At 75.3% G+C, this 15565-nt stretch carries 15 protein-coding genes; 11 read left to right on the top strand and 4 right to left on the bottom strand.

Annotation, left to right across the window (positions count from 1 at the left end; translation table 11 throughout):
- Window positions 1-22 precede the first annotated feature (22 nt).
- Window positions 23-634 carry an alpha-ketoglutarate-dependent dioxygenase AlkB family protein gene (locus BM064_RS02720; RefSeq protein ID WP_092857697.1) on the top strand — a complete coding sequence of 204 codons (612 nt, stop codon included), beginning with the start codon at window positions 23-25 and terminating at the stop codon, window positions 632-634.
- A 403-nt stretch (window positions 635-1037) separates the two neighbouring features.
- On the opposite strand, the gene BM064_RS02715 is transcribed toward BM064_RS02720, so the two are convergent.
- On the bottom strand, window positions 1038-2645 hold the full coding sequence (locus tag BM064_RS02715) for a phosphoenolpyruvate carboxykinase (RefSeq protein WP_092857552.1): 1608 nt from the start codon (window positions 2643-2645) through the stop codon (window positions 1038-1040).
- Window positions 2646-3041: 396 nt separating this feature from the next.
- Here BM064_RS02715 and BM064_RS02710 point away from each other — a divergent pair, with 396 nt between their 5' ends.
- From BM064_RS02710 to BM064_RS02685, 6 genes are all read left to right on the top strand, one after another.
- The gene (locus tag BM064_RS02710; protein ID WP_092857550.1) at window positions 3042-3743 is read left to right on the top strand and encodes a response regulator transcription factor; all 702 of its coding nucleotides are present in this window, start codon (window positions 3042-3044) and stop codon (window positions 3741-3743) included.
- A 7-nt stretch (window positions 3744-3750) separates the two neighbouring features.
- Window positions 3751-5640 carry a sensor histidine kinase gene (locus BM064_RS02705; RefSeq protein WP_092857548.1) on the top strand — a complete coding sequence of 630 codons (1890 nt, stop codon included), beginning with the start codon at window positions 3751-3753 and terminating at the stop codon, window positions 5638-5640.
- 97 nt (window positions 5641-5737) lie between these two features.
- Window positions 5738-6286, top strand: coding sequence for an HPr kinase/phosphorylase (locus tag BM064_RS02700; RefSeq protein WP_092857546.1), 549 nt, complete (start codon window positions 5738-5740; stop codon window positions 6284-6286).
- Window positions 6287-6755: 469 nt separating this feature from the next.
- Window positions 6756-7697 (top strand): RNase adapter RapZ, encoded by a 942-nt coding sequence (gene rapZ / locus BM064_RS02695; RefSeq protein WP_092857544.1) that lies wholly within the window; start codon window positions 6756-6758, stop codon window positions 7695-7697.
- Between the two features lie 208 nt (window positions 7698-7905).
- Window positions 7906-8319, top strand: coding sequence for a PTS sugar transporter subunit IIA (locus tag BM064_RS02690; RefSeq protein WP_092857695.1), 414 nt, complete (start codon window positions 7906-7908; stop codon window positions 8317-8319).
- A gap of 4 nt (window positions 8320-8323) precedes the next feature.
- The gene (locus BM064_RS02685; protein ID WP_092857542.1) at window positions 8324-8602 is read left to right on the top strand and encodes an HPr family phosphocarrier protein; all 279 of its coding nucleotides are present in this window, start codon (window positions 8324-8326) and stop codon (window positions 8600-8602) included.
- A gap of 86 nt (window positions 8603-8688) precedes the next feature.
- Here the strand turns inward: BM064_RS02685 and BM064_RS02680 are convergent, their stop codons facing one another.
- The 3 genes from BM064_RS02680 to BM064_RS02670 all read right to left on the bottom strand — a co-directional run bounded on the left by BM064_RS02680 (window position 8689) and on the right by BM064_RS02670 (window position 11291).
- A complete protein-coding gene (locus BM064_RS02680; RefSeq protein WP_092857540.1) occupies window positions 8689-9435 on the bottom strand; it encodes a precorrin-6A/cobalt-precorrin-6A reductase in 747 nt (248 codons plus the stop codon).
- 123 nt (window positions 9436-9558) lie between these two features.
- On the bottom strand, window positions 9559-10689 hold the full coding sequence (locus BM064_RS02675) for a cobalt-precorrin-5B (C(1))-methyltransferase (RefSeq protein WP_092857538.1): 1131 nt from the start codon (window positions 10687-10689) through the stop codon (window positions 9559-9561).
- Between the two features lie 8 nt (window positions 10690-10697).
- A complete protein-coding gene (locus BM064_RS02670) occupies window positions 10698-11291 on the bottom strand; it encodes a pyridoxamine 5'-phosphate oxidase family protein (protein ID WP_092857536.1) in 594 nt (197 codons plus the stop codon).
- Window positions 11292-11611: 320 nt separating this feature from the next.
- Here BM064_RS02670 and BM064_RS02665 point away from each other — a divergent pair, with 320 nt between their 5' ends.
- The 4 genes from BM064_RS02665 to BM064_RS02650 all read left to right on the top strand — a co-directional run bounded on the left by BM064_RS02665 (window position 11612) and on the right by BM064_RS02650 (window position 15564).
- Window positions 11612-12433, top strand: coding sequence for an adenosylcobinamide-GDP ribazoletransferase (locus tag BM064_RS02665; protein ID WP_092857534.1), 822 nt, complete (start codon window positions 11612-11614; stop codon window positions 12431-12433).
- A 5-nt stretch (window positions 12434-12438) separates the two neighbouring features.
- A complete protein-coding gene (locus BM064_RS02660; RefSeq protein ID WP_092857532.1) occupies window positions 12439-13041 on the top strand; it encodes a histidine phosphatase family protein in 603 nt (200 codons plus the stop codon).
- An 82-nt stretch (window positions 13042-13123) separates the two neighbouring features.
- Window positions 13124-14656, top strand: a complete 1533-nt coding sequence (gene glpD, locus BM064_RS02655; RefSeq protein ID WP_092857530.1) for a glycerol-3-phosphate dehydrogenase — start codon at window positions 13124-13126, stop codon at window positions 14654-14656.
- 185 nt (window positions 14657-14841) lie between these two features.
- Window positions 14842-15564 carry a class II aldolase/adducin family protein gene (locus tag BM064_RS02650; protein WP_092857528.1) on the top strand — a complete coding sequence of 241 codons (723 nt, stop codon included), beginning with the start codon at window positions 14842-14844 and terminating at the stop codon, window positions 15562-15564.
- Window position 15565: the final 1 nt, after the last annotated feature.

The following is a 15565-nucleotide window of genomic DNA, read 5'->3' as shown; positions in this document are numbered from 1 at the left end:
GAATCCCGTGATCCTGCGCGCCATGACCCCTCCCCTCGATCTCAACGGCGTGGCCCTGCACAAGGCCTGGCTCGACCGCCCCGCGCAGGAGGCGATGGTCGAGGACGTGCGCGCCATCGCCCGCGCCGCGCCCTTCCAGCGCTACACCACCGCCTGGGGCAAGCCGATGACGGTGCGCATGACGGCGGCCGGGCGCCTGGGCTGGGTGATCGAGCGCGGCCGCTACCGCTACGCCGACCGCCACCCGGCCGGCGGCCCCTGGCCGCCGATCCCCGACTCGGTCCTGTCGGTGTGGCGCGCGCTCTCGGGCTGGCCGCGCGACCCCGATTCCTGCCTGGTGAACTTCTACGGCGAGGGCGCCCGCATGGGTCTGCACCGCGACGAGGACGAGGGCGAGTTCGCCGCCCCGGTCCTCTCGATCTCGCTGGGCGACCCGGCGACCTTCCGGGTCGGCGGACTCGAGCGCCGCGCCCCCACCCGCTCGACCCCGCTCGAGAGCGGGGACGTGGCGATCCTCGGCGGCCCCGCCCGGCTCGCCTATCACGGCGTCGACCGGATCCGCTTCGGCGGCTCGACCCTGCTGCCCGAGGGCGGCCGCATCAACCTGACCCTGCGCGTCGTGACCTCCGCCTGACCCGCGCGCCCCGGCGCGACGCCCGAGGCCGCCGCAAAGCGCCTGTTCTCCGGAGCCGTCTCTCGCGGATGCCGACCGGAGCGACTCGCCCCCTCCGGTCAGGGATCGCGCAGCGACCCCGCGGAGCGGGGCTTGTCCTTGACCGGAGGGGGCGAGTCGCTCAGGCATCGCAAGCGAGAGACGGATCCGGAGGACAGGCGCGGGGCCTGTTCTTGGGTGAGTCGGGAGCCCGCCGGAGGCTCCCCCGCCGGCCCATCCCGCGCTCCGCGCCGAGCCTCGCGCCCCAGCCAGGCCCGCCCGCAGGGCGCCTGTAGACCGCTCGCCAGCAGGCGCCCCGAAAGCGAACCGGCGGCCCGCTCTCGCGGACCGCCGGTCGTGATGTCGCCGATGGCGAAGGCTCGGATCAGGCGACCTTGCCCGGGGCGGCCGCGCGGACCTCGTCGCCCACGAACGGGTCGTACTGGGCGAAGTTGTCGGCGAACATCTTCACCAGCTTCTCGGCCTGCGCGTCGTAGGCGGCCTTGTCGGCCCAGGTGTCGCGCGGGTTCAGCAGGGCGCCGTCGACGCCGTGCACCGCCACGGGCACCTCGAAGCCGAAGTACGGGTCCTTGCGGAACTCGGCGCCGTTCAGCGAGCCGTCGAGCGCCCCGGTCAGCAGCGCGCGGGTGGCCTTGATCGGCATCCGCTTGCCGGTGCCGTGGGCGCCGCCGGTCCAGCCGGTGTTGACCAGCCAGCAGGTCGCGCCGAACTGGGCGATCTTGTCGCGCAGCAGGGCGCCGTAGACCTCGGGCCTGCGCGGCATGAAGGGGGCGCCGAAGCAGGTCGAGAACGTCGGCTGCGGCTCGGTCACGCCCTTCTCGGTGCCCGCCACCTTCGAGGTGAAGCCCGACAGGAAGTGATACATCGCCTGCGCCGGCGTCAGCCGCGCGATCGGCGGCAGCACGCCGAAGGCGTCGCAGGTCAGCATCACCACGTTCTTCGGCGCGCCGCCCAGACCCGTCTCCGAGGCGTTGGAGATGTAGTCCAGCGGATAGGCCGCGCGCATGTTCGGCGTCAGGCTGTCGTCGTGGAAGTCCAGCGCCTTGGTGTAGGGGTCGTAGACCATGTTCTCGATCACGGTCGAGAACATCGCGGTGGTCGCGAAGATCTCGGGCTCCGCCTCGGCCGAGAGGTCGATGGTCTTGGCGTAGCAGCCGCCCTCGAAGTTGAAGATGCCCGTGTCGGTCCAGCCGTGCTCGTCGTCGCCGATCAGGATCCGAGAGGGGTCGGCCGAGAGCGTGGTCTTGCCGGTGCCCGACAGGCCGAAGAACACCGCCGCGTCCTCGGGGTCGCCGATGGCGTGGTTGGCCGAGCAGTGCATCGCCATCACGCCCTTGCCGGGCAGGATGTAGTTGAGCAGCGTGAACACCGACTTCTTGTTCTCGCCGGCGTAGGAGGTGCCGCCGATCAGGATCATCTTCTGCTCGAAGGAGATCGCGATGACCGTCTCCGAACGGCAGCCGTGCTTCGCCGGATCCGCCTTGAAGGAGGGCACGTTGATGATGGTGAACTCGGGATCGAAGGTCTCGAGCTCGGCCTGCGCCGGGCGGCGCAGCAGGTGACGGATGAACAGGTTGTGCCAGGCGAGCTCGGTCGCCACGCGCACGTTCAGCCGGTGCTCGGGGTCGGCGCCGCCGAACAGGTCCTGCACGAACAGCTCGCGCCCCTCGAGGTGGGCGAACATGTCGGCCTTCAGCGCCTCGAACCCGGCGGGGTCCATGGGCCTGTTGTTTTCCCACCAGACGGTGTCTTCCACCGAGGCCTCGCGCACGACGAACTTGTCCTGCGGCGAACGGCCGGTGTGCTTGCCGGTCGAGACGAGGAGCGCCCCGCCCTGCCCGATCTCGCCCTCGCCGCGCTGCACCGCCTCCTGCATGAGCGCGGGCTCAAGCAGGTTGTAATGGGCGGCCTTCAGACCCTTTACCCCCTGGGTCTCAAGGCTCCGCGCGGGGTTGAACACGCCTCGCTCCATGCTCATGGGCTCCTTCGATCGCTTCCTCTGCCGGCCGATCGGCCCGGGGGCGCGTGCAGACGCAGCCTCCCCCGACCAGCCGTGATCCGGTCTCGTTCCTGTCGGGGCGGCCCCACACAGCCTGACCCCTCGCCTGGGCGCGTCACGATTCCGATCCGCCTTCCAAGATGCGCGGGGTATAACATATCGACAACACTTCAACAGCGCCCCGGCGCTGGGCGAAATGGCGCAGTTCGGCCTCAATGGGGCCGCTTTCGCACCCGATACGTTGAGAAATGATATGAGAGGTCCATGTCTGGACCGGGCGCGCTCGGCGCCGCAGGGCGGGAGACCGCCCCGCGCGCCGGCGCCGACCGCCGCCCAGGGGGGCAGGCGGAACGAAGCGACGGAGCTAGCATGACGAACATCGCGCTCGTGGACGACGACCGCAACATCCTCACCTCGGTTTCCATGGCCATGGAGGCCGAGGGGTATGAAGTGCGGTGCTACACCGACGGCGCCGCTGCCCTGGCCGCGCTGACCTCGCAGCCGCCCGATCTCGCCGTGCTCGACATCAAGATGCCGCGCATGGACGGGATGGAGCTTCTGCGCCGCCTGCGCCAGCAGTCGGACCTGCCGGTGATCTTCCTCACCTCCAAGGACGAGGAGATCGACGAGGTTCTGGGCCTGCGCATGGGCGCGGACGACTACGTGCGCAAGCCCTTCTCCCAGCGCCTGCTGGTCGAGCGGGTGCGCGCCGTGCTGCGCCGCCGCGAGGCCGCCGCCCAGGGCGACGCCGAGCGCGCCGAGGCCGACCGCGCCATCACCCGCGGCAAGCTCTCGCTGGACCCGCTGCGCCACTCCTGCCTGTGGAACGACGAGCCGGTGACCCTGACGGTGACCGAGTTCCTGATCCTGCAGGCCCTCGCCCAGCGCCCGGGCTTCGTGAAGAGCCGCGACCAGCTGATGGACGCCGCCTACGACGACCAGGTCTATGTCGACGACCGCACCATCGACAGCCACATCAAGCGCATCCGCAAGAAGTTCCGCCAGGTCGACGACAGCTTCGCCTCGATCGAGACGCTCTACGGCGTGGGCTACCGATACAAGGAGGTCTGAGGCGGGCATGAGGGACGTCGCCGAGGGGGCCGACAGGACGTCGTCCGCAGGACGCCGCGCCGGCGAGGATCCGGGGACGCAGCAGAGCGCCGACGGCGGGCGCGGGGCGGCCGCCTCTCCCTCCGCCGCCGCGCCGGAGGAGGAGCCCGAGGACGCCGCGCCCCGCGCGGAGGCGCCGGCCTCGTCGCGCCATGCGAGCGCCAAGCCCGGCCGCGCCGAACGGCGCGCCGCCAAGGCGGCGGAGCTGCGCGAGGCCCGCCGCAAGGCGCGCCTGCGCCGCAATCCCGACGGCGAGGACGACGACCAGGCCCCGCCGCGCACGCCCTCGCGCCTGACCCGGCGCATCGTCTCGTTCAACCTCATCGGCCTCGGCCTGCTGGTGGCGGGCGTGCTGGCGCTGAACGACTTCCGCGGCAAGCTGATCGAGCTGCGCACCCAGGCGCTGGAGACGCAGGGCGCGATCATCGCCATCACGCTGGCCGAATCCGCCGGGCGCGACGACGGCTCGCTCGGCATCGACCCGCCCAAGGCGCAGGTCGTGCTCTCGCGCGTGATCGAGCCCGCCCGCGTGCGCGCCCAGATCTTCGACCGCGGCGCGCGGCTGATGGTGGACACCCACCTCGCCGCCGGTCACACCGGCGGCGTCCAGACCGAGACCCTGCCCGCCTCGCGCTTCGACGACCCCGACGGGCCGATGGCCTGGATCGAGCGCGCCGGCCGCTTCCTGCGCGACGTGGCGCTGGGCGACGCGCGCGAGCCGGTGGCGACCGAGATCCTGGGCGGCGTCGCGCGCATGCAGGAGGTCTACGCCGCGCTGGGCGGCGCCGTCGCGCGCGGCGAGCGCGTCAACGCCCGCGGCGAGCTGATCGTCTCGGTTTCGGTCCCCATCCAGACCCTGCGCAAGGTCCATGGCGCGCTGGTGCTCTCGACCGAGGGCGGCGACATCGACGCCATCGTGCGCTCGGAGCGGATCTCGATCCTGCAGGTGTTCCTGGTGGCGCTGGCGGTGTCGATGGTGCTCTCGGTGCTGCTGGCCAAGGCCATCGGCCGCCCGATCGAGCGCCTGGCCCAGGCGGCGCTGGCCGCCGAGCAGGGCGAGCGCGGCAAGCGCCGGGTGGAGATGCCCGACATGTCCGCCCGCGGCGACGAGATCGGCCACCTTTCGGGCGCGCTGAAGCGGATGACCGACACGCTCTACCAGCGCCTGGAGGCGACCGAGAGCTTCGCCGCCGACGTGGCGCACGAGATCAAGAACCCGCTCAGCTCCCTGCGCTCCGCCGTCGAGACGCTGGGCTATGCGCGCACCGAGGCCGACAAGCTGCGGCTGATGAAGGTGATGAACCACGACGTGGCGCGGCTGGACCGGCTGGTCACCGACATCTCCAACGCCTCGCGCCTCGACGCCGAGCTGGTGCGCGAGGAGCGCGAGCCCTTCGAGCTCTCCAACCTGCTGACCACCATCGTCGAGTTCACCCAGCCCAAGGCGCAGGAGCGCGCGGTGCGCATCCGCGACGAGGCGGTGGACGAGAGCATCCGCATGCGCGGCATCGAGGGCCGGCTGGCCCAGGTCTTCGTCAACCTGATCGAGAACGCGCTGAGCTTCTCGCCCGAGGGCTCCGAGATCCGCGTCGCGGCCGCCCGCGGCGGCGACGGCCGGATCCGGGTGACGGTCGAGGACGAGGGCCCCGGCATCCCCGACGACAACCTCGAGTCGGTGTTCGAGCGCTTCTATTCCGAGCGCCCCGACACCGAGGCCTACGGCAACCACTCGGGCCTGGGCCTCGCGATCTCGCGCCAGATCGTCGAGGCGCACAACGGCCGGATCTCGGCCGAGAACATCCGCCCCGCCGGCCACGACCGCCGCGGCGCCCGCTTCGTGGTGGAGCTTCCGGGGTGAGCCGGGGGCCGGGCCCCGCAGGCGCCGCCGCCGCGGCGAAGGCCGCGGCCGGGCGGCCCCGCTCCCCCGCGCGCCGGGGCGCCCGCCGCCGCCCGGGATGAGCCGCCTGCCTCCTCGCGCCCCCGACGGGGCGGCGCCCGCCGACCTGCCCCTCTCCCCCGCCGCGGCCGCGGCCGCCGCGGCCCGCCCCGATGCGCAGGGGATCGCGACGCTGCATGCCTCCTGCGTGGCGCTGACCCCGGAGGCGGAGGGCGGCGAGGCGGCGGCCGGCTTCGCGGCGGCGCTGATCCTGGGCCCTTCGGGCGCCGGGAAATCCTCGCTGGCGCTGGAGCTGATCTCGCGCGGGGCGCGGCTGGTCGCCGACGACCGCTGCCATCTGCGCGCGGGACCCGCGGGCCTCGCCGCCTCCGCCCCCGCCGCCATCGCGGGCCTGATCGAGGCGCGCGGCGTGGGGCTGATCCCCCTGCACCCGCTGGCCGAGGCGCGGGTGGTCGCGGCCGTCGACCTCTCGCGGCCCGAACCCGAGCGCCTGCCGCCCCTGCGCCGCCTGCGCCTGCTGGGCGTCGACCTGCCGCTGATCCTGCAGCCCTCGGCGCCCGCGCTCTTCGCCCTGCTGCTCGCCGGCGGGCGCCGCCACGCGCCCTGACCCGCGGCGCGCTCGACGCGGCGGCCCGCGCCTCGCCTGCAGCGAAGGGGCGCGCAGGGCGCCGCGCCCTGCCCCCCGGTCCGCCCCCATCACCGCCCGTCACCTTCGCTTGACCGGCCTGCGGCTGCGGCGCCGGGCGCCCTATCTCCTGCGCCATGCGACAGGGCATGAGAAGTCCGCGCGCCGGCTGCGGGGGGCCGGGCCGGAGGCGCCGGGGACCGCCCTGCGGGACGCCGGCGCCGCGATGCGCGATTTTCGGCGCCGCACTGCGGCACGCCCTTGCCCCCGCGCGTGCCGCGGCGCATGCTTGCGGCGCAGCGAACCCGCGGCGGCCGGCTCCGGCGCCGCACCCGGCCTCGCCCCTCCGGGCGGCGTCGACCGCTTGGCGTCCGCGAGGGCGCCGCTTTCAGGCAGGCGCCCCCGCGGGCGCCGCAGACCCGAGTTTCAAGGACGCGACACGGCCCTAGGCATGACCCTGGCTGACAGCTCCGATCCCCGCTCCCGCCCCGACGCCTCCGGCGCGGGCGAGCCCTGCGCGGCCCCCATCCCCCTCGCCCTGGTGACGGGGATGAGCGGGGCCGGGAACTCCACCGCCATCCGCGTGCTGGAGGACATGGGCTACGAGGCGATCGACAACCTGCCCCTGAGCTTCATCGAGCGCCTGTTCCCCGAGGGCGGGTCCGAGCCGCAGGACCCCCGCCCGGTGGCGCTGGGGCTGGACGTGCGGACCCGCGGCTTCTCGGCCCCGGCCCTGCTGGCGCGGCTCGACGCGCTGCGGGCGCGCGGCGACCTCGCGCCGGTGCTGATCTTCCTCGACTGCGCCGACACGGCGCTGCTGGATCGCTTCAAGACCACCCGCCGCCGCCATCCGCTCGCCCCCGACGACAGCCCCGAGGCGGGGCTCGCGCGCGAGCGGGACCTGCTGTGGCCGGTGCGCGAGAAGGCGGACCTGGTGCTGGACACCACCGACCTCTCGCCCCACGACCTCAAGGCGCGTCTGGCGCATCTGGCGACGCCGGGGGCGCGGCGGAGCCTGTCGCTGTCGATCCAGTCGTTCAGCTTCAAGCGCGGCGCCCCGCGCGAGGCGGACACGGTGATCGACTGCCGGTTCCTCGCCAATCCCCACTGGCAGAAGGAGCTGCGGCCGCTGACCGGGCGCGATCCGGCGGTGGCCGAGCATGTGCGCCGCGACCCGCTCTACGCCGCCTTCGTCGAGCGGGTGACCGAGCTGACCCTGCTGCTGCTGCCGGCCTATAGACGCGAAGGTAAGGCCTATTACTGTATGGCCCTGGGGTGCTCCGGCGGGCGTCATCGCTCGGTGGCGGTGGCCGAGGACCTGGCGGCGCGCCTGGCCGAGGCCGGCTGGCCCGCGACGGTGCGCCACCGCGAACTGGACCGGGCCGCGGCATGAGGGAAGGGGGTCTTGGGGGCGCGGGCGCCGGGGGCGGCGCGACGCGTGGAACGGATCGGGCGGCGGCGGCCGCGAAGGGAATCACACGCGCAGGGGCCCGCCTCCGCCATCGGCGGCGGCGGGGAACGCAAGGGGAAAGCCGCGGCAGGAGCCGCGGCGCTCGGGAGGACGGCATGAAGAGCAAGACGGCCGCGCAGGGGTGCGCGGCATGATCGGCGTGGTGATCGTGGCCCACGGGGGCCTGGCGGCGGAGCTGCTGGCGGCGGCCGAGCACGTGGTCGGCCCCATGGAACGGGCGCGGGCGATCGGCATCTGGCCGCAGGACGACCTGCGCGCCCGCCAGGCCGAGGTGGACGCGGCGGCCGAGGAGGTCGACTGCGGCGACGGGGTGGTGCTGATCACCGACATGTTCGGGGGCAGCCCGTCGAACCTCGCCATGGGGGCGCTGTCGCGGCCGCGGGCCGAGGTGGTCTACGGCGCCAACCTGCCGCTGCTGGTGAAGCTGGCGAAATGCCGGGGGATGCCGCTGGAGGAGGCGGTGGACCACGCGCTGGAGGCGGCGCGCAAGTATCTCGACAGCGCGGGCGGGATCCTCGCCGCGCGGCGCAAGATGCGGGCCTGAGACGGTGACCGCCGCGACGGCGCGGCGGTTGGCGATCGTCAACCGCAAGGGTCTGCACGCGCGCGCGTCGGCCCAGTTCGTGAACGTGGTCGAATCCCACGACGCCCGCGCCTTCGTGCGGCGCGACGGGATGGAGGTCTCGGGCGATTCGATCATGGGGCTGATGATGCTCGCCGCCGCCCAGGGCGAGGAGATCGAGGTCGAGACCTCGGGGCCCGAGGCCGAGCAGCTGATGGATGCGCTGGAGGCGCTGGTCGCCGGCCGCTTCGGCGAGGGCGAGTAAGGCCGGCGCCGGCGGGACGGCTCTGTCGCGGGCTGCGCCCGCGAGGCGCCCGCCCGCCGACCCCATCGCGGCCCCGCGCGCCGCGGCTAGCGGCCGAGGACCAGCGTTTCCAGCACCCAGTCCAGCGCCTCGGGCGCCCCCGGCAGGACCGCGCCCGGCTCGGCCGGGGGACGCTCGGCCAGCAGGATCTCGATTCCCAGCTCGCGGGCGACGTGGAGCTTGGCGCCGTCGGCGCCGCCCGAGTCGCGCGCGAGCAGGTGGCTGATCGCGCGCCCGCGCATCAGCGCGCGGTCGGCCTCGGGCGCGTGGGGCGGGCGGGAGACGAGGGTCTCGACGCCCGGGATCGGGGGGCCGCTCTCGGCCACCCTGAGCAGGATCTCCAGGTCGCCCCGCCCCTGCAGCGCCGGGGCGGAGGCGCGCCCGGTCGCCGCCAGCACCCGGGCGCCGGGGGGGGCGGCGGCGAGCGCCGAGGCGAGGTCGGGGAAGCGGCGGGCCGGCCCGTCCCACCCCGGCCGCAGGAGCTGGGCGCGCGCCGCCCCGACCGCGGCGCAGGCGGCGGCGGCGTTGGCGCTGATCCGGGCGGCGAAGGGATGGGTGGCGTCGAGCACGGCGTCGATGCGCCGGGCGCGCAGGAAGGCCGCCAGCCCCTCGGCGCCCCCGAAGCCGCCGCGGCGGGTCTCGACCGGCAGCGGCCGGGGCGCGCGGGTGGCGCCGGCGAGCGAGGCGAGGACCCGCAGCCGACTCTCGGCGACGGCGGGGGCCAGCGCTTCGAGCACGGCGCGCGCCTCGGCGGTGCCGGCCAGCACCAGCAGCCGCGGCGGCTCAGCGGCCACGGTCGATCTTCGGGGGCTGCCCGAGGCGTCCCGCCGTCCGGGCGCGCGCGGGTGGGCGGGCGGGGCGTGCGCCCGGACGGCGGGACGCCGGCCCCGGGCGGGACGGGGCCGCGCCGGGCGAGATCATTCCTGCGCCTCCACGAAGGCCAGCACGCCGCCGGCGCGGTCGCAGACCAGCACGTCCACCGCCACCGGCGCCTCGCCCAGCGCCCGGCGCGCGGCGGCGGCGGCGGAGCGGCCGATGGCCTGCGCCAGCGCCGGCGCCTGCGGGCCGGCCTCCTGCAGCGCCTGAAGCACGGTGTTGGCGGCGGCGATCCGCTCCGCCCCCGCCACCCCCGCCGCGCCGGCCAGCGCCGCGAGCGCGGCGAAATCCACCTGGGAGCGGGAGGAGTGCAGGTCCATCGCCCCCTGCCCCAGCTTGGCGAGCTTGGCCGCGCCCCCCGCCAGCGTCAGCCGCGCCACCGGATGGCGGGCGAGATACTTGAGCAGCCCCCCCGCGAAATCCCCCATGTCGAGGCAGGCGTGCTCCGGCAGCCCGAAGCGCGCCCGCCCGGCGGCCTCGGAGGAGGCGCCGGTCGCGCCCATCACATGCGCGAGCCCCGCCGCCCTCGCGACGTCCACGCCCCGGTGGATCGAGGCGATCCAGGCCGCGCAGGAATAGGGCCGCACGATCCCGGTGGTGCCCAGCACCGAGAGCCCGCCCACGATCCCCAGCCGCGGGTTCCAGGTCTTCGCCGCCAGCGCCTCGCCGCCGGGGATCGAGATCTCGACCTCGGCGTCGGGGGCCTGGGCGAGTTCGGCGGAGACCTCGGCGATCGCCTCCTCGATCATCTTGCGGGGGACCGGGTTGATGGCGGGCTCGCCGGGGGGGATCGGCAGGCCGGGGCGGGTGACCGTGCCGACGCCGTGCCCGGCGCGGAAGGTCACGCCCGAACCGGGTGCGCCGCGGCGCACCCGCGCCTCGATCAGGGCCAGGTGGGTGACGTCGGGATCGTCGCCCGCGTCCTTGCGCACGGCCGCGTGGGCGTGGTCGGGGGCGAGGGCGCGGGTCTCCAGCGCGAAGCGGGGGGTCTGGCCGCGGGGCAGGACGATGGTCACCGGATCTTCCCAGCCCCCGCCCAGCAGCGCCCGCCAGGCGGCCTTGGCCGCGGCGGTCGCGCAGGCGCCGGTGGTGAAGCCGGTGCGCAGCCGGGCGCCGCCCGGCCCCTCGGGCGGCGGATGGGCCTCGTCCGGGTCGCGGGGCGGCGGGGGCATCGGCGGCCTCAGCCCTCGTCCTCGAAGAGGTCGCGCATCCACTCGGCCGACTTCCACGCCGCCTCCGGGGGCGTGTGGCCGGGGCGGGGCGCGTGGGGCGAGGGCTCGGCCGCGCCCATGTCGGGGATGTAGCGGGGGCAGTTGGGGAAGATGTGCTCGGCGGTCACGCGCACCAGGCGGCGGGCGCCGGGCAGGCCCTCGATCGCCTCGGGACTGTCGTCGACCTCGGCGCGGCCCGAGATCCGCATGCGGGCGGCCGAGCCGTCGAAGCGCGCGCCGTCGAGGCGGATGAACAGCAGCCCGCAGCGGCCGGTGGCGGCGATGTTGCCGAGGCTTCGGTACATGCGGTTGCCGTCGTAGTCGGGGAATTCCAGCGTGTTCGGCCCGGTCGCGCGCACGAAGCCCGGCGCGCCGCCCTTGAAGGAGCAGTCGACCGAGGTCTCGGAATAGGTGGCGAGGAAGAAGAACGGGGCCTGGGCGATCATCGCGAGATCGGCCTCGGTGAAGACGTCGTGGCGGCGGACCTGCTCCAGCCGGTCGGGCACGGCGCGGCCTTCGTAGCGGTCCTGCAGCTCGCGCATCTTCGGGTCGTAGAAGGGCATGGCGGGCTCCTCGCGCCGGGCGTCGGGTCGGAGGGGAGACTAGGCGAGCCGGGCGGCGCGCGCCAGACGGCGCCGAGCCGCGACGCGCCGGCCGGCGCGGGAGGCCGGCGGCGCGGGGTCGACGGGCGCTGCCGCCCCGCTGCGCGGGACGGGACGCCCGCCCGCCGACCCCGTCGCGGCAGGCGAGGTCCGCGTCCGGGCGCAGGGCGACCTCGCCGTCGGGCCGCCCCCGCGGGCCCCACGCCGGCCCTGCGCTCCGCGCCGGGGCTGGCGCGGGCCGCGACGGCTGGTAGAGAGGGGGCCGAGACGCCGGAGGCCCCATGTCCGATCCCCAGGATCCCGATCCCCAGAACGCCGCGCCGCCGCGGGCGGGCGCGCTCGGCCGGCTGGGGGAGGAGGCCTCGCTGCTGTGCTACGCGCTGCAGTTCCTCACCCGCCTGCCGATCCCGTCGGCCGCCGCCGGGCACGGGCCCGACCGGCTGGCCCGGGCGGCGCGCTGGTTTCCCGTGGCGGGGGCGCTCGTGGGGCTGGGCGCGGGCCTGGTCTTCGCCGCCGCCGCCCTGGCGCTGCCGCCGCTGGCCGCCGCGGCGCTCGCCCTGGCCGCGGGCATGGCGCTGACCGGGGCGCTGCACGAGGACGGGCTCTCGGACACGCTCGACGGGCTCGGGGGCGGCTTCACCCGCGAGCGGGCGCTGGAGATCATGCGCGACAGCCGCATCGGGGCCTACGGCGCCGCCGGGATCGGCCTCGGCCTGCTCGCGCGCGCCGGCGCGCTGGCCGCCTTCGCCCCGATGGAGGGCCTCGCCGCCCTCGTCGCCGCCCATGCCGCCGGCCGCGCGGCGATGATCCCCGCAATCCGCTTCGCAGGCTATGCGCGGGCCGAGGGCGCGGCCGCCTCCGTCGCGGGGGGAATGCCGGGCGGGGCGTTCCCGGCCTCGGTCCTCCTCGCCGCGCTGGTCTGCGGCGCGGCCGCGGGCTGGGCCGGGCTGGCGGCGCTGGCCGCGGCCTATCTCGCGGCGACGGCGGTGCTGGCGCGGCTGCTGCGGCGGCTGGGCGGCTACACCGGCGACGGCCTCGGGGCGATGGAGCAGGCGGGCGAGATCGCGGCCCTGCTGGTCCTCGCCGCCCTCCTGCCCGGCTGAGGCGCATGTCGCTCCTGGTCATGCGCCACCCCCGCACCGCCGCGGCCCCGGGCCTGTGCTACGGCCGCCACGACCCGGGCCTCGCGCCGGGGTGGGAGGCGCGGATCGACGCGCTCTCCCCCGGCCTTGCCGCCGCGGCGGTGGTGACGAGCCCCGCGCCGCGCTGCCTCAAGCCCGCCCGCCGCCTGGCCAGGGCCCTGGGCGCCGGGGTGATCGAGGATCCGCGCCTGCAGGAGCTCGACTTCGGCGCCTGGGAGGGCCGGCGCTGGTCCGAGATCCCCCGCGCCGAGAGCGACCCCTGGGCCGAGGATCCGGTCCGCCGCGCCCCGCCCGGCGGGGAGAGCTTCCAGGCTCTCGCCGCGCGCACGGCGCAGGCGCTGGCCGAGGCGCCGCCGGGGGCGCTGCTGCTGTGCCACGCCGGCCCGATCCGGGCGATCCTGATGGCGCTGCGCGGCCTCGACTTCGCCCAGGCCTTCGCCCGCGCCGTGCCCTACGCCACGCCGTTCGACCCCGCCCCCCCGGGGAGCGCCGGCGACGGGGTCGGCGGGCGGGCGCCTCGCGGGCGCAGCCCGCGACAGAGCCGTCCCGCCGACCGCCTGCGGCGCTAGTCCGCCCGTGTCTGCGGTTTACCCCGCCCTACATCCGTGCTTGGCTGCAGCGCACGGCCGCCCCGCCAGCGAGGAGACCGCCTTGACCGACGCCGACACCGCCCACGCCCCGGACGCGATCCCGACCTACGACCTCGCCGTCGTGGGCGGCGGCGTCAACGGCGCCGGCATCGCCCGCGACGCCGCCGGCCGCGGCCTGAGCGTGCACCTGTGCGAGGCGGGCGACCTCGCCCAAGCCACCTCCTCGGCCTCGACGAAACTCTTCCACGGCGGCCTGCGCTACCTTGAGTTCTACGAGTTCGGCCTGGTGCGGAAGGCGCTGATCGAGCGCGAGACGCTGATCCGCGCCATGCCCCACATCTCCTGGCCCCTGCGCTTCGTGCTGCCCCACCACCCAGGGCTGCGCCCGGCCTGGCTGCTGCGCATCGGCCTCTTCATCTACGACCACCTGGGCGGCCGGAAGATCCTGCCCGCCACGAAGACCCTCGACCTGCGCAAGGCCGAAGTCGGCAAGCCCCTGAAGCCCGAGTTCACCAAGGGGTTCGAGTATTCCGACGGCTGGGTGATGGACAGCCGCCTGGTGGTGCTCAACGCCCGCGACGCCGCCGCCCGCGGCGCTGTGATCGAGACCCGCACCCGCCTCGTCGGCGGCGTGCGCGAGGACAAGGCCTGGCGCCTGCGCCTCGAAGGCCCCGACGGCGCGATCCGCGAGATCCGCGCGCGTGCCGTGGTCAACGCCGCCGGCCCCTGGGTCGACGAGGTCCTGCGCCATCGCCTCGGCCGCAACGCGCCCGCCCACATCCGCCTGGTGCGCGGCTCGCATATCGTGACGAAGAAGCTCTTCGACCACGACCGCGCCTACATCTTCCAGACCTCGGACGGGCGCATCGTCTTCGCGATCCCCTACGAGGACGACTTCACCCTGATCGGCACCACCGACCGCGACCACCAGGGCGACCCCTCGGAAGCCGTCTGCACCGACGAGGAGGCCGACTACCTGCGCGAGGTCGCCTCCCAGTATCTCGCGAGGCCGATCGAGAAGGACGACGTGGTCTGGACCTACTCGGGCGTGCGCCCGCTCTACGACGATGGCGCCAAGTCGGCGACCCAGGCCACCCGCGACTACGTCCTGCAGCTCGAGGACGAAGGCGGCGCGCCGCTGCTCAACGTCTTCGGCGGCAAGATCACCACCTTCCGCAAGCTCGCCGAGGCGGCGCTGGAGAAGCTGAAGCCCAGCTTCCCGCAGATGACCGGCCCCTGGACCCATGACGCGCCGATGCCCGGCGGCGACATGCCCTGGGACGGCGTCCCGGCGCTGGTCGCCGAGCTGCGCGCCGCCCATCCCTTCCTGACCGCGCGCTGGGCCACCCGCCTCGCGCGCATGTACGGGACCGAGGCCCGCAAGCTCCTCGGCGACGCGACGCAGGACACCGACCTCGGCGCCCGCTTCGGCTGGGACCTGACCGAGGCCGAGGTGCGCTTCCTGATGACGCACGAATGGGCCCGCACCGCCGAGGACGTGCTGTTCCGCCGCTCCCGCCTCGGCCTGCGCTTCAGCGCGGAGGAGATCAAGGCGCTCGACGCCTGGATGGCCGCCCAGACGCTCGCCGCCTGAGCGCGCGGCCCGCGGCCCCGAGCGCGCGGCCCAGGCGCGCCGGCCCGGCTCCGCTCCCGCGGCAGGTCCGGCGGGCGGGCGAGGCGTCCGCGCAGCGGGCGCCAGGGCGCCCCCGGACCGCGCCCGTCTGGACAGCCGCCCGCCCCCCGTCCATCTTCGCGCCGCCCCAGCGGAGACCCCTGCCCATGCCCGCCGACAAGACCGCCAAGCCCGCCAAGACCAAGGCGACGAAGGCCGCCCCGAAGGCCCCGACCCCGGCCGAGGACACGGCCCTGCGCCGGTCGATCATCGACCATTGCCTGGCGATGAACGCCACCGGCTTCAACCAGGGCACCTCGGGCAACCTCTCGGTCCGCCAGGGGGAGGCGATGCTGATCACCCCCTCGGGCATCCCCTACGCGACGATGAGCCCGGAGATGATCGCCCGCATGCCCCTCTCGGGCGGGCGGGAGGACGCGGAGGGCCCCAGGGCGCCCTCCTCCGAGTGGCGCTTCCACCGCGACATCCTTCGCGCGCGGCCGGAGTTCAACGCGGTCGTCCACGCCCACGCCCCCTACGCCACGGCGCTGGCGATGACCCGGCGGGGCATCCCCGCCTCGCACTACATGGTCGCGCTCTTCGGCGGCGACGACGTGCGCTGCGCGGACTACGCGACCTTCGGCACCCAGGCGCTGAGCGACGCGGCGCTCGCCGCGCTCGCCGGGCGCAACGCCTGCCTGCTCGCCAACCACGGCCTGCTCGCCTGCGGGCCGACGCTGGAGAAGGCGATGGCGATCGCCGTCGAGCTCGAGGCGCTGGCCCGCCAGCACCACCTCGCCCTGCAGATCGGCGGCCCGGCCCTGCTGACGCCCCGCCAGATGGCCGACACCCACGAGATGATCCGCGCCCTGAACTACGGGAACGGCTGAG

The sequence above is a fragment of the Albimonas pacifica genome (assembly GCF_900113695.1).
Taxonomy (GTDB): Bacteria; Pseudomonadota; Alphaproteobacteria; order Rhodobacterales; family Rhodobacteraceae; genus Albimonas; species Albimonas pacifica.
Note: the sequence above shows the minus strand (reverse complement) of the source record. Positions and strands in the feature narration are given on the sequence as shown.

Excerpts from the sequence above, each read along its gene's own strand:
- BM064_RS02665 (WP_092857534.1), top strand. The coding sequence starts at position 11,612 with ATGTCCGATCCCCAGGATCCCGATCCCCAGAACGCCGCGCCGCCGCGG.
- rapZ (WP_092857544.1), top strand. The coding sequence starts at position 6,756 with ATGACCCTGGCTGACAGCTCCGATCCCCGCTCCCGCCCCGACGCCTCC.
- BM064_RS02700 (WP_092857546.1), top strand. The coding sequence starts at position 5,738 with ATGAGCCGCCTGCCTCCTCGCGCCCCCGACGGGGCGGCGCCCGCCGAC.
- BM064_RS02690 (WP_092857695.1), top strand. The coding sequence starts at position 7,906 with ATGATCGGCGTGGTGATCGTGGCCCACGGGGGCCTGGCGGCGGAGCTG.
- BM064_RS02710 (WP_092857550.1), top strand. The coding sequence starts at position 3,042 with ATGACGAACATCGCGCTCGTGGACGACGACCGCAACATCCTCACCTCG.
- BM064_RS02715 (WP_092857552.1), bottom strand. The coding sequence starts at position 2,645 with ATGGAGCGAGGCGTGTTCAACCCCGCGCGGAGCCTTGAGACCCAGGGG.
- BM064_RS02670 (WP_092857536.1), bottom strand. The coding sequence starts at position 11,291 with ATGCCCTTCTACGACCCGAAGATGCGCGAGCTGCAGGACCGCTACGAA.
- BM064_RS02720 (WP_092857697.1), top strand. The coding sequence starts at position 23 with ATGACCCCTCCCCTCGATCTCAACGGCGTGGCCCTGCACAAGGCCTGG.
- BM064_RS02675 (WP_092857538.1), bottom strand. The coding sequence starts at position 10,689 with ATGCCCCCGCCGCCCCGCGACCCGGACGAGGCCCATCCGCCGCCCGAG.
- BM064_RS02660 (WP_092857532.1), top strand. The coding sequence starts at position 12,439 with ATGTCGCTCCTGGTCATGCGCCACCCCCGCACCGCCGCGGCCCCGGGC.
- BM064_RS02650 (WP_092857528.1), top strand. The coding sequence starts at position 14,842 with ATGCCCGCCGACAAGACCGCCAAGCCCGCCAAGACCAAGGCGACGAAG.
- BM064_RS02705 (WP_092857548.1), top strand. The coding sequence starts at position 3,751 with ATGAGGGACGTCGCCGAGGGGGCCGACAGGACGTCGTCCGCAGGACGC.